We start from the raw sequence: 12,447 nt of genomic DNA on the forward strand, positions 1-12,447 counted from the left end.
TCGCGTGCTCGGAATCGGCACATGATCAGTATTGGTGCGGCACGCTCGGCCACCGATGCGGCGAACCAGGCCCGGTTCGCCCTGCCCACCGGTCCGCTGCGCGGTCTCGCCGTGCGGGTTCTGTCGCTGGTCGTGCTGCTTGCCGTGTGGTGGGCGGTGGCCGCCGCCAAATGGATTGATCCGCAGTTTCTTCCGGGTCCGCGCGCGGTGTGGGACGCGTTCGTGCGGGCCAACAGCTGGCATCCGCTCGCGCCCGGGGTGCCGCGCGAGGTGCCCGGCGAGCAGAACTATTTCCTGTGGGAGCATCTGGTCGCCAGCCTGCAGCGCATTTTCGTGGGCGCGGGCGCGGCCGTAATCCTCGGTCCCATCGTCGGTTTCGCGCTTGGTACCTCCAAGACCCTGGCCACGATCATCGGGCCGTATCTGAACTTCCTGCGCACCCTGCCGCCGCTCGGCTATATCGGCCTGCTCATCGTGTGGTTCGGCATCGGCGACACCTCCAAGATCTGGCTGCTGTTCCTGGCCGCCTTCCCGCCGGTGGTCGTCGCCACCATCGCAGGCGTGCAACAGGTTTCGGTCGACCGCATCAATGCCGCGCGGTCCCTCGGCGCGAATCGGCTACAGGTCATCAGCCGCGTCCTACTCCCCGCCACCCTGCCCGAGGTGATTGGCGGCATCCGGGTCGCGGTCGGCTTCGCCTGGACCACCGTGGTCGCGGCGGAACTCAACAATGGCATCCCCGGCATCGGCGGACTCGCCTTCCTGGCCGGTCAGCAGCTCAATACGCCGCTGACTATGGCCTGCATCATCGTCATCGGTCTCACCGCGCTCATTCTCGACGCGGTCATCAGCTGGATCGGCACGCTGGTCGTGCCGTGGAAGGGCAAGGCATGAAGCGCGTTTTCGCGGCAGTGGCATTGGCGGGTCTGCTCACCGGATCGCTGACCGCGTGCGTCTCATCCGGGCGCACCGATCAGTCGCGGGCGACCGGGGACAAGGTGGCGTGCCCGGTGGCGGTGGATGAAAGCTTCACCGGGACAGTGCGACTCGGGTATCAGGAGATTCCGAACGGGGATCTGGTGGTCAAGGACGCGGGGGTGCTGGAGACGTGCCTGCCCAAGGCCAAGATCACGTGGAGCAAGTTCGCGTCGGGTGCCACCGTGATTCAGGCGTTCGGGTCGAACTCGCTCGATCTCGGGCTGCTCGGCAGTGCGGCGGCCGCGCGGGCGCTGTCCGCGCCGCTGAACATCGGGATGAAGGCGGTCTGGGTTCACGATGTGATCGGGGCGGCCGAATCGCTGGCGGTGAAGGATCCGGCGATCACCACGGTGGCGGGCTTGCGCGGCAAGCGAATCGCGGTGCCGTTCGCCAGCACCTCGCACTACAGCCTGCTCGCGGCGCTCACGGCGGCCGGGGTCGAGCGCGATGTGCAGTTGATCAACATGCAGCCCGACGCCATCGCGGCGGCCTGGCGGGGCGGGGATATCGACGCGGCGTTCATCTGGGAGCCGACGCTGTCGGAGCTGCTGAAGAACGGGCACGTGGTCACGACCGCCGCCGATACCGCCAAGGCGGGTAAGCCGACCTACGACCTGGAAGGCGCGCGCGCCGAGTTCGTTTCGGCCAATCCGAAGTTCCTGCAGGTGTGGACGGCGGCGCAGAACTGGGCCGTCAACCTGATCAATACCTCCCCCGATGCCGCGGCCACCCGCATCTCCGCGCAGCTGGGCGTGCCGGTGCCCGATATCCGCAAGCAGCTCGGCGAGTACGGCTACCTCGACGCGGCCACCCAGGCCGGACCGGCGTACCTGGGCAAACAGCTGGGCGCGGATCTGAAGTCGTCGGCCGATTTCCTCCTGAGCCAGGGCGAGATTCAGGGCGTCGCGAGCCCGGAGGCGTACGCGGCGGCGGTGTACGCCGATGCCGCCAACAAGGCGAGCGCCAAGTGACCACCGCCCTGGAAGCGCGCGATCGGGTTGTCCTGACGGAGGTGTCGAAGACCTACGACACCGCCACCGGCAGCACGGTCGCGCTCTCCCCCACCGATCTGGTCATCGAGCCCGGCGAGTTCGTCAGCGTCGTCGGCCCGTCCGGCTGCGGTAAGACGACACTGCTGCAACTGCTCGGCGGCTTCCTCGAACCCAGCACCGGCGACCTGCTGGTCGGCCAGGACCCCATCAACGGGCCGAGCCCCGAGCGCGGCGTGGTCTTCCAGGCCCCCACGCTGTACCCGTGGCTGTCGGTGCGCGGCAATATCGAGTTCGGTCCGAAATGTCGTGGTGTGGACCGGAAGACGCGGCGCGCGGCCGCCGAGCGGCTGCTCGAACTGGTCGGCCTGGCCGACTTCGGAGACAAGCGGCCCTACGAGCTCTCCGGCGGCATGCAGCAGCGGGCGCAGATCGCGCGGGTGCTGGTCAACGATCCGCGCATCATCCTCATGGACGAGCCGTTCGGCGCACTGGATCAGCTCACCCGCGAACGACTCCAGGTCGAGCTGCTGCGGCTGTGGCGCGAGGCGGGCAAAACCATTGTGTTCGTGACCCATTCGGTGGAGGAAGCGGTATTCCTGTCCACGCGGGTTCTGGTCATGAGCGCCCGCCCGGGGCGGATCATCGTGGATCGACGGATCGAATTACCGGGTGATGACGGTGCCGGGGTGCGCGACCTCGCCGTCACGGCCACACCCGAATTCCAGGCACTGAAAACCGAATTGGCGAAAGCGATCTACGACGCTCACGCATAACCCTGGAAATACACCGATGGCCCTTGCCGCTTATTAGCGACAAGGGCCATCGTGATGTTCTGACGAACGCGAAACCCGATTACAGGTAGGCGCCGCACACGGGCCACGCACCCGCGCCCTGGCCGGCGAGCACGTTCTCCGCGACGCGGATCTGCTCCTCGCGGCTGGCGTTGGCGGCATTGCCCGAGCCGCCGTAGGCGTTCCAGGTGCTCTGGGTGAACTGCAGGCCGCCGTAGAAGCCGTTGCCGGTGTTGGCGGCCCAGTTGCCGCTGGCCTCGCAGTTGGCGACGGCGTCCCAGTTGTGCCCGGACTCCGCGGAGGCGGTCGCGGTGGACAGCGCGAACGGGACGGACACGAGCGCGCCGACGGCCGCCGTGGCGGCGAGCATGCGGGTGGTGAGCTTCCGGTTGCGATGCATAAAGTATTTCCCTCGCCTGCGCCCACCGTCCCGCGCTCTCGGCTGCGGTTCCCCGTCCCCAGGGTTATCGGTTGCTCTCGAATCGCGGGACGGGTTCCGGTGTTCGTCGATTCGAGCGGGGGTCCGGATGATTCCGGGCCGAGAGCGACGGTAACGGATCAATCACGGCGAATCACGTCCCGATCACGGACGGTTGACAAAACGATCTCGACGCCACTCGATCCGTTTTCGCTGATCGCATCGGAGTGTCGCCGAATAACATTTCTGCAATTTACAGTCGAATTTGTGACGGACGTCACGAAGAAATGGTGACCCCAATCGCGTAATACAAACCCGATACAAAACGATCCCCACCGAAAATTGCCCTCCGACCGGCTGGGATCGCGTTGCGCACAACCGTTGCCGCAGGTCAAAGGCATGGGAATAGTGCGTCCATGGCCGATGAACCACGTTCCGGAGCACGCGCGGTGGACCGCGCGGTAGAGGTGCTCAACTGCTTTCAGGGCGACGATCCCGAGCTCTCGCTCAGCGATCTCGCCCAGCTGGCCGGATTGCCGGTCAGCACCACGCACCGGCTGGCCCAGGCCTTGGTCCGCGGCGGGCTGCTGGAGCAGGATCCGGCGAACGACCGCTACCGGGTCGGGCAGGGACTGGCCACGCTCGCGCGCCCGGCGCTGTCCCGGCTGGGGCTGGACGCGATCGCACCCCACCTGTACGCGCTGGCCGCGGGCATCGGGATCACGGTGAGTGTGAGCGTGCCCGACGACAGTGACGCCGTGACGGTGTTCCAGGCCCGCCCGCCCATCACCTTCTGCCACCACCAGGTGCCGCGGCCCCGGCAGTCGCTGCACACCAGCGCGACCGGGCACGCGCTGCTGGCCTACTCCCCGGCCCGCGCGGCCGCCGACCTCGACCTGGACCGCGTCCGCCACACCGGCTTCGCCTCGGAGCTGATCGAGACCGAGGACCCCATTCGCGCGCTGGCGGTGCCGATCGTCGGACCCGGCAAACAGGTGCAGGGCGCGCTGGCGGTGCAGGCGCGTTCGGCTCGGCTCAATAGCGAGCTGATCCGCGCCGTCGTCCCGGCCATGCGGATCGCGGCGGGCCGGATCGGGCCGATGCTCCAAACCACCGGCGGCCCAGCGCTTTCCGTCGCCGAATTTCGCTCACGCTGATTTCCACATCGTGAAATGGCGGTTGCCGGGCCGATCCGGCGATCGCAGCATATGAGCACTTCCCCATCGACCGAGGCCCGTCCGGAAAGGGATTCCCATGACGCTCTGTTGTCGCCCCAGTCTCCAATCACCCCGTGCGACAGACACATTCACCGAAAGAATCCCCCATGGCATCCCCTCTCCGCCGTCCGCGGCTGCGCCGCGCCCTCGCGGCCGCCTTCGCCGTCTCCACCGCGGTGGTCCTGCTGACCGGTTGCGCCAAGACCGACGCGGGCACGACCGCCGACGGTAAGACCGTCGTCCGCTACCAGGGCACCACCGGCCAGGTCACCGCCTTCGAATTGGCCGCCGACCTGGGCTACTTCAAGAAGATCGATCTGCACTGGGAGGGTGACACCACCAGTGGCCCGGCCAATATCCAGGCCGCGGCCACCAAGCAGGTCGAATTCGGCAGCGCCTTCAACGGCGCGGTCATCAAACTCATCGCCGGCGGCGCGCCGGTCACCTCGGTGCTCAGCTCCTACGGGGCCGACGAGCTGAACTTCACCGGCTACTTCGTGCGCGACGACTCCGGCATCAAATCGGCCCGTGACCTGATCGGCAAGAAGGTCGGCGTCAATACCCTCGGCGCCCACCACGAATTCATCACCCGGCAGTGGCTGCACGATCAGGGTCTCAGCGACGCCGAGATCAAGCAGGTGCAGCTCGTGGTGCTGCCGCCCGCCAATACCGAGGACGCGCTGCGCAACGGGCAGATCGACGTGGCCGCGCTCGGCGGCGTCTTCCGCGATACCGCGGTCAGCCGCGGCGGGCTGCACCCGCTCTACACCGACAAGGATCTGTTCGGGCAATTCGATTACGGCACTTATGTTTTCCGCAACGACTACTTGAAGTCGCACGGCGACGCGGTGGCCGATTTCGTGCAGGGCACCGCCCGCGCCACCCGCTGGCTGCAGGTGACACCGCACGACGAGGTGGTGGCCCGCTTCGCCGACATCATCCACAAGCGCGGGCGCAATGAGAACACCAACCTACTGCAGTACTACAAGAGTTCGGGCATCCCGGTCGCGGGCGGTGTGATCGCCGAACGGGAGCTGCAGATCTGGATCGACTGGCTGGTACGCAACGGCGAACTGCCCGCGGGCAAGCTCGCGGCCAAGGACCTCTACACCAACAAGGACAACCCCTACGCCAACGGCACCTATCCCGCGAGCAGCGGGCCGAGCGGTGAGGCGATCGCGAAATGAGCACGGACACCGTCAAACTCGCGCTCGCCGGGGTGAGCAAGGAATTCCCGGTCCGAGGTGAGCGGGAGGCCTTCACCGCACTGTCGGATATCACCGTCGATGTGCGGGACGGGGAATTCCTGGTGCTGGTCGGGCCCAGCGGATCGGGCAAATCCACCCTGCTGGACCTGCTGGGCGGACTCGGGAAACCCACCGCGGGGCAGATCCTCCTCGACGGCGCGCCCGTCACCGGGCCGGGCCTGGATCGCGGGATCGTGTTCCAGCAGTACGCGCTGCTGCCGTGGCGCACGGCCCGCACGAATATCGAATTCGGCTTGGAGGCCAAGGGAATTCGGCGGCGGGAGCGCCGCAAGATCGCCGAGCACTACCTGGAGCTGGTCGGGCTGGCCGGGTTCGGGGACCGCTATCCGCACGAGCTGTCCGGCGGCATGAAGCAGCGCGTGGCCATCGCCCGCAGCCTGGCCTTCGACCCGGAGGTGCTGCTCATGGACGAGCCCTTCGCGGCCCTGGACGCGCAGACCCGGGAGTCGTTGCAGGACGAGCTGTTACGGATCTGGCGGGCCACCGGCAAGACCGTGCTGTTCATCACCCACGGCATCGACGAAGCGGTCTATCTGGGCCAGCGGGTCGCGGTGCTCACCTCGCGGCCGGGCCGGATCAAGGCCGTGGTCGATATCGACCTCGATCGCGACGGGGACGCGGACATCCGCTCCAGCGAGCGCTTCCGCGAGCTGCGGCACGAGGTCTGGTCGCTGCTGCACGACGAGGTCGCCCGGGCGCAGGACCTCGAACAGGCCGATCTCGCCGACAGGAGAAACTCCCATGTCTAGCGCTGTGCATTTCGCGAATCCCACCTACGAACTCCCGGCCCGCACCGGTGCCGCCGAGCCACCGCAGGTCACCGAATCGCCCACGATAACCGGCACACCGCACACGAATGAAACCGCGTCCGCCGAGCGATCGGCGCTGCGCGTGCCGCTCACCGCGATCGGACGGGTGGCATGGCGAATCGGCAAGCCCACCATTGTGATCGTGCTGTTCCTCGCGCTCTGGGAGGCCGCACCGCGCCTGGGTCTGGTGGACGAGATCTTCCTACCGCCGTTCTCGACGGTCGTCCAGGCCGGGCTGGAACTCATTCGCAACGGCCAGATGTGGGACAACGTCTCCACCAGCGTGACCCGCTCGCTGATCGGATTCGGGATCGCGCTGCTCGCCGCGATCCCGGTGGGCGTGGCCATCGCCTGGTACAAGCCGATCGCGGATTTCCTCAATCCGGTCCTGGAGCTGTTCCGCAATACCGCGGCGCTCGCGCTGCTGCCGGTGTTCATCCTGATCCTCGGCATCGGCGAGACCTCCAAGATCGCGCTGGTGGTGTACGCCGGGTTCTTCCCGATTCTGCTCAATACCATCAGCGGCGTGCGGACCGTCGATCCGCTGCTGATCAAATCCGCTGTATCGCTGGGCTTCTCACCACTGCGCCTGTTCCAGAAGGTGATCCTGCCCGCCGCGGTGCCGTCCATTTTCACCGGCATCCGGATGGCGGCCTCCGGGTCGATCCTGGTGCTCATCGCCGCCGAGATGTTCGGGGCGCGCGCCGGATTGGGCTATCTGATCACCGCGGCGCAGCAGAACTTCCAGATTCCGGACATGTACGCCGGGATCGTCGCCATCGCGCTGGTCGGGCTCGTCTACAACGGCGTGCTCGTGACCATCGAACGGCGGCTGTCCCGCTGGCGCGCCAACTGACCTCATTCCCCTAGGAGTACTTCTTCATGTCCAGCAAGACCTTCCACCTCAACGCCTTCCTCATGGGCGTGGGCCATCACGAGGCCGCCTGGCGGCATCCGCGCACTCAGGAACGTCGGGTGCTCGATGTCGCGCACTTCCAGGAGCTCGGGCAGATCGCCGAACGCGGCAAGCTGGACTCGGTGTTCTTCGCCGACGGGCTCGCGGTGGGGCCGCGCATCAAGCGCAATGCGCTGGCGGTGTTCGAGCCGGTCACGCTGCTCGCGGCCATCGCCGCGGTCACCGAGCATGTGGGGCTGATCGCGACCGCGTCGACCAGCTACAACGAACCCTTCAACCTGGCACGCAAATTCGCGTCCCTGGACCACATCAGCGGCGGCCGCGCGGGCTGGAACATCGTCACCTCCGGCACCGAGGACGAGGCGTTCAACTTCGGCTTCGACGCCATTCCCGAGCACGCGCGCCGCTACGAGCGGGCCGAGGAATTCGTCGATCTGGCCGTCAAGCTCTGGGACAGCTGGGAATCCGATGCCATCGTGCTCGATCCGGAGACCGGCATCTTCGCCGACCCGGACAAGGTGCACACCCTCGACTACCGCGGCGAACGGTTCCGGGTGCGCGGGCCGCTGAACTCGCCGCGCGGTCCGCAGGGCCGTCCGCTGCTGGTGCAGGCCGGATCCTCGGAGAGCGGCAAGGAATTCGCGGCCCGGTACGCCGAAGCGGTGTTCACCGCGCAGCGCACCCTCGAGGAGGGGCAGCAGTTCTACCGCGACCTCAAGTCACGGCTGCCCAAGTACGGGCGCTCCGCCGACGAACTCAAGGTGCTGCCCGGCCTGGTGCCCTTCATCGCCGACACCGAGGAAGAAGCCCGCGCCCTGGAACAGGAATTCACCGACCTAATCTCCCCCGATTACGCACTGCGGCAGCTGTCTTCGCTGCTCGGCGTGGATCTCACCGAGCACGCGCTGGACGCTCCGCTGCCGCCGCTGCCGGCCGAAAGCGAGATCGAGGGCGGCAAGAGCCGATTCACCCTCGTCAAGGAGCTGGCCGAGAAGGAGGAGCTGACCGTGCGCCAGCTCATCGGCAAGCTGGGCGGCGGCCGCGGCCACCGCACGCTCGCGGGCACTCCCGAGCAGATCGCCGATGAGCTCCAGACCTGGTTCGAGCAGGGCGCGGCCGACGGCTTCAACATCATGCCGCCGTATCTGCCCGGCGGGCTCGAGGACTTCGTCGACCGCGTGGTCCCGATCCTGCAGCAGCGCGGGCTGTTCCGCACCGACTACACCGCCACCACCCTGCGCGGCCACTACGGACTCGCGCCCGTGGAAAGCCAGTTCACCCCCGTCCGCGTCCAGGCCACCGCCTGAGATCAGAAAGGAACGCCATGACCACCGTTACCGAAAACCCGGTCGGCACCTTCACCATCACACCTGTCGCCGGGCACATCGGCGCCGAGATCGGCGGCATCGACCTGCGTGACGACTTCACCGACGAGCAGATCGCCGTGCTCACCGCGGCCCTGCACGAATACGAGGTGTTGTTCTTCCGCGACCAGCAGATCGGGCACGCCGAACAGATCGCGTTCTCGCGGCGGTTCGGCGCGGTCACCCCGTCGCACCCCTACGACGACGACGCGCCCACCGAGTTCCCCGAGATCCTCGCCGTCGACAGCCGACTGTACGAAAAGCGGTTCGGGCGCAAGAAGTTCAGCTACACCAATCAGTGGCACACCGATATCTCGCCACTGATCAACCCGCCCGCCGCCTCCCTGCTGCGGGCCGAGATCGCGCCCGAGCGCGGCGGAGACACCCAGTGGACCAATCTGGCCGCGGCCTATGCGGGACTGCCGGATTCGCTGAAGTCGTTCCTCGACGGGCTGCGGGCCGAACACCGCTTCGGCGGCAAGCTGCCCGTGTGGGACGCCGACAGCGACTACGCCAAGCGCGTCGCGGCCGCACCGCTGGTCACCGAGCATCCGGTGGTGCGGGTGCATCCGGTGACCGGTGAGCGCCTGTTGTTCGTGAACCCGGGCTTCACCACCCGCATTGTCGGGCTCAGTCCGCGCCAGAGCGACGCGCTGCTGGAACTGCTGTACGCCGAGCTCGCCGATCCCGCGTACACGGTTCGATTCCGCTGGGAGAAGGGCAGTCTCGCGTTCTGGGACAACCGCGCCACCGCGCATCTGGCCCCGAGCGACCTGGACCACCTCGATGTCACCCGCGTCCTGTACCGGACGACGCTGGAAGGCGACATTCCCGTCGGAGTCGACGGCGAACCGTCCCGCTCCATCGCCGGTGACCGCTTCGTCGGCAACGCCGACTGAGCGCGAGCCACACGGGTGAGGCCCTCTCGACAGTGTCGAGAGGGCCTCACGCCGTTCATGATTCGAGAAGTAACCTGGTGCGGTCAGTTTCCGAGCGGACGCGGGGGCGGCGGGTTCTGCCAGCGCTGGTCGGGCGGCTCTTGCCGGTACTGCGGCTGGGCGGGCGGCTGGGGTTGCGGGCGCTGCTCCAGGTGCGGCGGCCGCCCTGCGGTCGTGGGCGGGATGCCCACCGGCTCGACCGGGTTGCGGGCGTCGGCCTCGGCGGCGCGGACCGCACGCTGGGTGTTCGGGTCGGTGGCGGTGTCGAACCAGTCCGCGACCTCGTCGGCATCGTCCTCGGGGCGTTCGGGGGCCGCACCGTCCTCCGACGGCTCGTAGCGGAAGACGCCGTCCTCACCCTTGGTGGCGAAGCCGCGGGCGAAACCTTCCAGGGCCTTGCCGAAATCGCTGGGCACCAGCCACACCTTGTTCGCATCGCCCTTGGCGACCTGCGGCAGCGTCTGCATGTACTGGTAGGCCAGGAGTTCGGGGGTGGGCTTGCCGTTCTTGATGGCGGCGAAGACCTTCTCGATCGCCTTGGCCTGGCCCTGCGCCTGCAGGTAGGCGGCGGCGCGTTCACCCTGGGCGCGCAGGATGCGGGACTGGCGCTCACCCTCGGCGGAGAGGATCGCGGACTGCTTGGCGCCCTCGGCGGAGAGGATCTGCGCCTGCTTCTGGCCCTCGGCCGTCTTGATCGAGGCCTCGCGCTGGCCCTCCGCGGTGAGGATCATGGCGCGCTTCTCGCGGTCGGCCTTCATCTGCTTCTCCATCGACTCCTGGATCGACGGGGGCGGATCGATGGCCTTCAACTCGACCCGCGAGACGCGCAGGCCCCAGCGGCCGGTGGCCTCGTCGAGGACACCGCGCAGCTGGCTGTTGATCTGGTCGCGGGAGGTCAGGGTCTCCTCGAGGGTCATGCCGCCGACCACGTTGCGCAGCGTGGTGATCGTCAACTGTTCAACGGCGGCAATGTAATTGGAGATCTCGTAGACCGCGGCCTGCGGACTGGTGACCTGGAAGTAGACCACCGAGTCGATCTGCACGGTCAGGTTGTCCTGGGTGATGACCGGCTGCGGCGGGAAGGACACCACCCGCTCACGCAGGTCCACCTTGGCGCGCACCCGATCGGCGAACGGCACCAGGAACGTCAACTGTCCGGACACGGTGCGTGAGTACCGGCCCAATCGCTCGATGACGGCGGCCTCGGCCTGCGGCACCAGGGCCACCGACTTGAAGGTCACCACCACGGCCAATAGGACGAGTACGACGGCGACGATGATTACAGCCATTACGGCCCTTTCATGACGACGGCGTGGGCGCCATCGATCCTCATGATGTACACGGTCGAACCGACGGGGTAGGTCTCCGACGCGTCATAGGGACGCGCGCTCCACACCTCGCCGCCCAGCTTCACCCGGCCGCCGTGCTCGTCGACCGTTTCGAGCACCTTGGCGGTCTTACCGGGTAGTGCGTCGACCCCTGTCTGATGGGGAGGCGGAATCGCGTAGCGGCGCAACAGGAATGGACGCACCAGCACCAGCAACGCGACCGAGGAGGCGCCGAAGACCACGGCGTCGACGATCACCGGGGAATCGGTCAGCGCGCTGACGCCCGCGGTGATGATCGCGGCGACACCCAGCATGATCAGCACGAGACTGCCCGTGATCATCTCGGCCGCCGCGAGCAGGATCCCCGCGACCAGCCAAACTATTGCGGCCACGTCCTCAACAGTAGCCGTTCACCAGCCGCGCTATCCGATTTACGACGCGGACCAAGGTCATCGGATCCGACCGTCCACCCCGCGCGGCTGCGGCCGAAGGACCCTTGACCCGGTGACCTCCGCCGCAAACTCCGCCGTCCGCCGCGTCGTACCGCCGGAATCCGGTGCGGCGGCGGTACCTTCGGTCGGGTGAGCGGGCGTGACAATTACGGCGACATCTTTTCCGGCCACCAGCGGACGCGCAAACGGGAGATACCACGCGTAGTGGCCGAACGGGACCTCGTCGCCGAGGACGCGGCCACCGGATTCTGCGGGGCCGTAGTCGGATTCGACCGCAGCTACGACGGCGAGTTCGTCAAACTCGAGGACGGGCGCGGGCGGGTTCGTCTGTTCGCCTTGCGGGAAGCGGCTTTTCTGATCGATGGGCAGCCGGTGACACTGGTGAAGCCGACCGCCACCGCGCCCGCGCAGCCGACCCGATCCGCCTCCGGTTCCACCCGCGTCGAAGGATTGAAGGCGCGTGTCGCGCGCGCCAGCCGCATCTGGGTCGAGGGTGTGCACGACGCGGCCTTGGTCGAGCGGGTGTGGGGCCACGACCTCCGCGTCGAGGGCGTGGTGGTCGAACAGCTCGAGGGCCTCGACCACCTCGCCGCCAAACTCGCGGAATTCCAACCCGGCCCGACCCGCCGCGTCGGCGTCCTCGTCGACCATCTGGTCACCGGATCCAAGGAAACCGGCCTCACCCAGGGCCTCGGCCCCAACGTCCTGGTCACCGGTCACCCGTACATCGACGTCTGGCAGGCCGTCCGTCCCAAGGCCGTCGGCATCCCCGCCTGGCCCGACGTCCCGCGCGGCGAAGACTGGAAAACCGGCATCTGCCAGCGCCTACGCTGGGGCACCCCGCAGGACGGCTGGCGTCGCGTCTACAACTCCGTCAACTCCTTCCGCGATCTGGAAACACCCCTCATCGGTGCCGTCGAACGACTGATCGACTTCGTCACCGAGCAGGAGTAGCCCGCCAGTTATCCTCGAATGC

13 protein-coding genes are annotated in these 12,447 nt (G+C 67.6%); 10 read left to right on the forward strand and 3 right to left on the reverse strand.

Going from position 1 to position 12,447, the window contains the following annotated elements:
* Positions 1–21: 21 nt before the first annotated feature.
* The 3 genes from ON43_RS13650 to ON43_RS13660 are packed head-to-tail and all read left to right on the forward strand — an operon-like array spanning position 22 to position 2,743.
* Positions 22–894 carry an ABC transporter permease gene (locus ON43_RS13650; RefSeq protein ID WP_083913395.1) on the forward strand — a complete coding sequence of 291 codons (873 nt, stop codon included), beginning with the start codon at positions 22–24 and terminating at the stop codon, positions 892–894.
* Positions 891–1,949 carry a taurine ABC transporter substrate-binding protein gene (locus ON43_RS13655; protein WP_040807476.1) on the forward strand — a complete coding sequence of 353 codons (1,059 nt, stop codon included), beginning with the start codon at positions 891–893 and terminating at the stop codon, positions 1,947–1,949. Before ON43_RS13650 ends, ON43_RS13655 begins: the two co-directional genes overlap by 4 nt.
* Positions 1,946–2,743 (forward strand): ABC transporter ATP-binding protein, encoded by a 798-nt coding sequence (locus tag ON43_RS13660; RefSeq protein ID WP_040807477.1) that lies wholly within the window; start codon positions 1,946–1,948, stop codon positions 2,741–2,743. The genes ON43_RS13655 and ON43_RS13660 overlap by 4 nt, the downstream gene beginning before the upstream one ends.
* 79 nt (positions 2,744–2,822) lie before the next feature.
* Here the strand turns inward: ON43_RS13660 and ON43_RS13665 are convergent, their stop codons facing one another.
* Positions 2,823–3,161, reverse strand: a complete 339-nt coding sequence (locus ON43_RS13665; RefSeq protein ID WP_051178389.1) for a transglycosylase family protein — start codon at positions 3,159–3,161, stop codon at positions 2,823–2,825.
* A 434-nt stretch (positions 3,162–3,595) separates the two neighbouring features.
* On the opposite strand from ON43_RS13665, the gene ON43_RS13670 reads away from it, so the two are divergent.
* The 6 genes from ON43_RS13670 (at position 3,596) to ON43_RS13695 (ending at position 9,652) form a co-directional block, all read left to right on the forward strand.
* Positions 3,596–4,336, forward strand: coding sequence for an IclR family transcriptional regulator (locus ON43_RS13670; protein ID WP_051178390.1), 741 nt, complete (start codon positions 3,596–3,598; stop codon positions 4,334–4,336).
* Positions 4,337–4,503: 167 nt separating this feature from the next.
* Positions 4,504–5,583 (forward strand): ABC transporter substrate-binding protein, encoded by a 1,080-nt coding sequence (locus ON43_RS13675; RefSeq protein ID WP_040807479.1) that lies wholly within the window; start codon positions 4,504–4,506, stop codon positions 5,581–5,583.
* Positions 5,580–6,413, forward strand: coding sequence for an ABC transporter ATP-binding protein (locus ON43_RS13680; protein WP_040807482.1), 834 nt, complete (start codon positions 5,580–5,582; stop codon positions 6,411–6,413). Before ON43_RS13675 ends, ON43_RS13680 begins: the two co-directional genes overlap by 4 nt.
* Positions 6,406–7,329 carry an ABC transporter permease gene (locus ON43_RS13685; protein ID WP_040807485.1) on the forward strand — a complete coding sequence of 308 codons (924 nt, stop codon included), beginning with the start codon at positions 6,406–6,408 and terminating at the stop codon, positions 7,327–7,329. The genes ON43_RS13680 and ON43_RS13685 overlap by 8 nt, the downstream gene beginning before the upstream one ends.
* Before the next feature lie 26 nt (positions 7,330–7,355).
* Positions 7,356–8,696 carry an LLM class flavin-dependent oxidoreductase gene (locus ON43_RS13690; RefSeq protein ID WP_040807487.1) on the forward strand — a complete coding sequence of 447 codons (1,341 nt, stop codon included), beginning with the start codon at positions 7,356–7,358 and terminating at the stop codon, positions 8,694–8,696.
* 17 nt (positions 8,697–8,713) lie between these two features.
* Positions 8,714–9,652 (forward strand): TauD/TfdA dioxygenase family protein, encoded by a 939-nt coding sequence (locus ON43_RS13695; protein ID WP_040807489.1) that lies wholly within the window; start codon positions 8,714–8,716, stop codon positions 9,650–9,652.
* Positions 9,653–9,735: 83 nt separating this feature from the next.
* Here the strand turns inward: ON43_RS13695 and ON43_RS13700 are convergent, their stop codons facing one another.
* A complete protein-coding gene (locus ON43_RS13700) occupies positions 9,736–10,980 on the reverse strand; it encodes an SPFH domain-containing protein (protein ID WP_040807490.1) in 1,245 nt (414 codons plus the stop codon).
* On the reverse strand, positions 10,980–11,411 hold the full coding sequence (locus tag ON43_RS13705) for an NfeD family protein (protein ID WP_040807492.1): 432 nt from the start codon (positions 11,409–11,411) through the stop codon (positions 10,980–10,982). The genes ON43_RS13700 and ON43_RS13705 overlap by 1 nt, the downstream gene beginning before the upstream one ends.
* A gap of 189 nt (positions 11,412–11,600) precedes the next feature.
* Here ON43_RS13705 and ON43_RS13710 point away from each other — a divergent pair, with 189 nt between their 5' ends.
* Positions 11,601–12,425: a DUF3097 domain-containing protein gene (locus tag ON43_RS13710; RefSeq protein WP_040807494.1), complete on the forward strand. Its 825-nt coding sequence runs from the start codon at positions 11,601–11,603 to the stop codon at positions 12,423–12,425.
* Positions 12,426–12,447 lie beyond the last annotated feature (22 nt).

This window comes from Nocardia concava NBRC 100430 (assembly GCF_000308815.1).
Classification (GTDB): Bacteria; Actinomycetota; Actinomycetes; order Mycobacteriales; family Mycobacteriaceae; genus Nocardia; species Nocardia concava.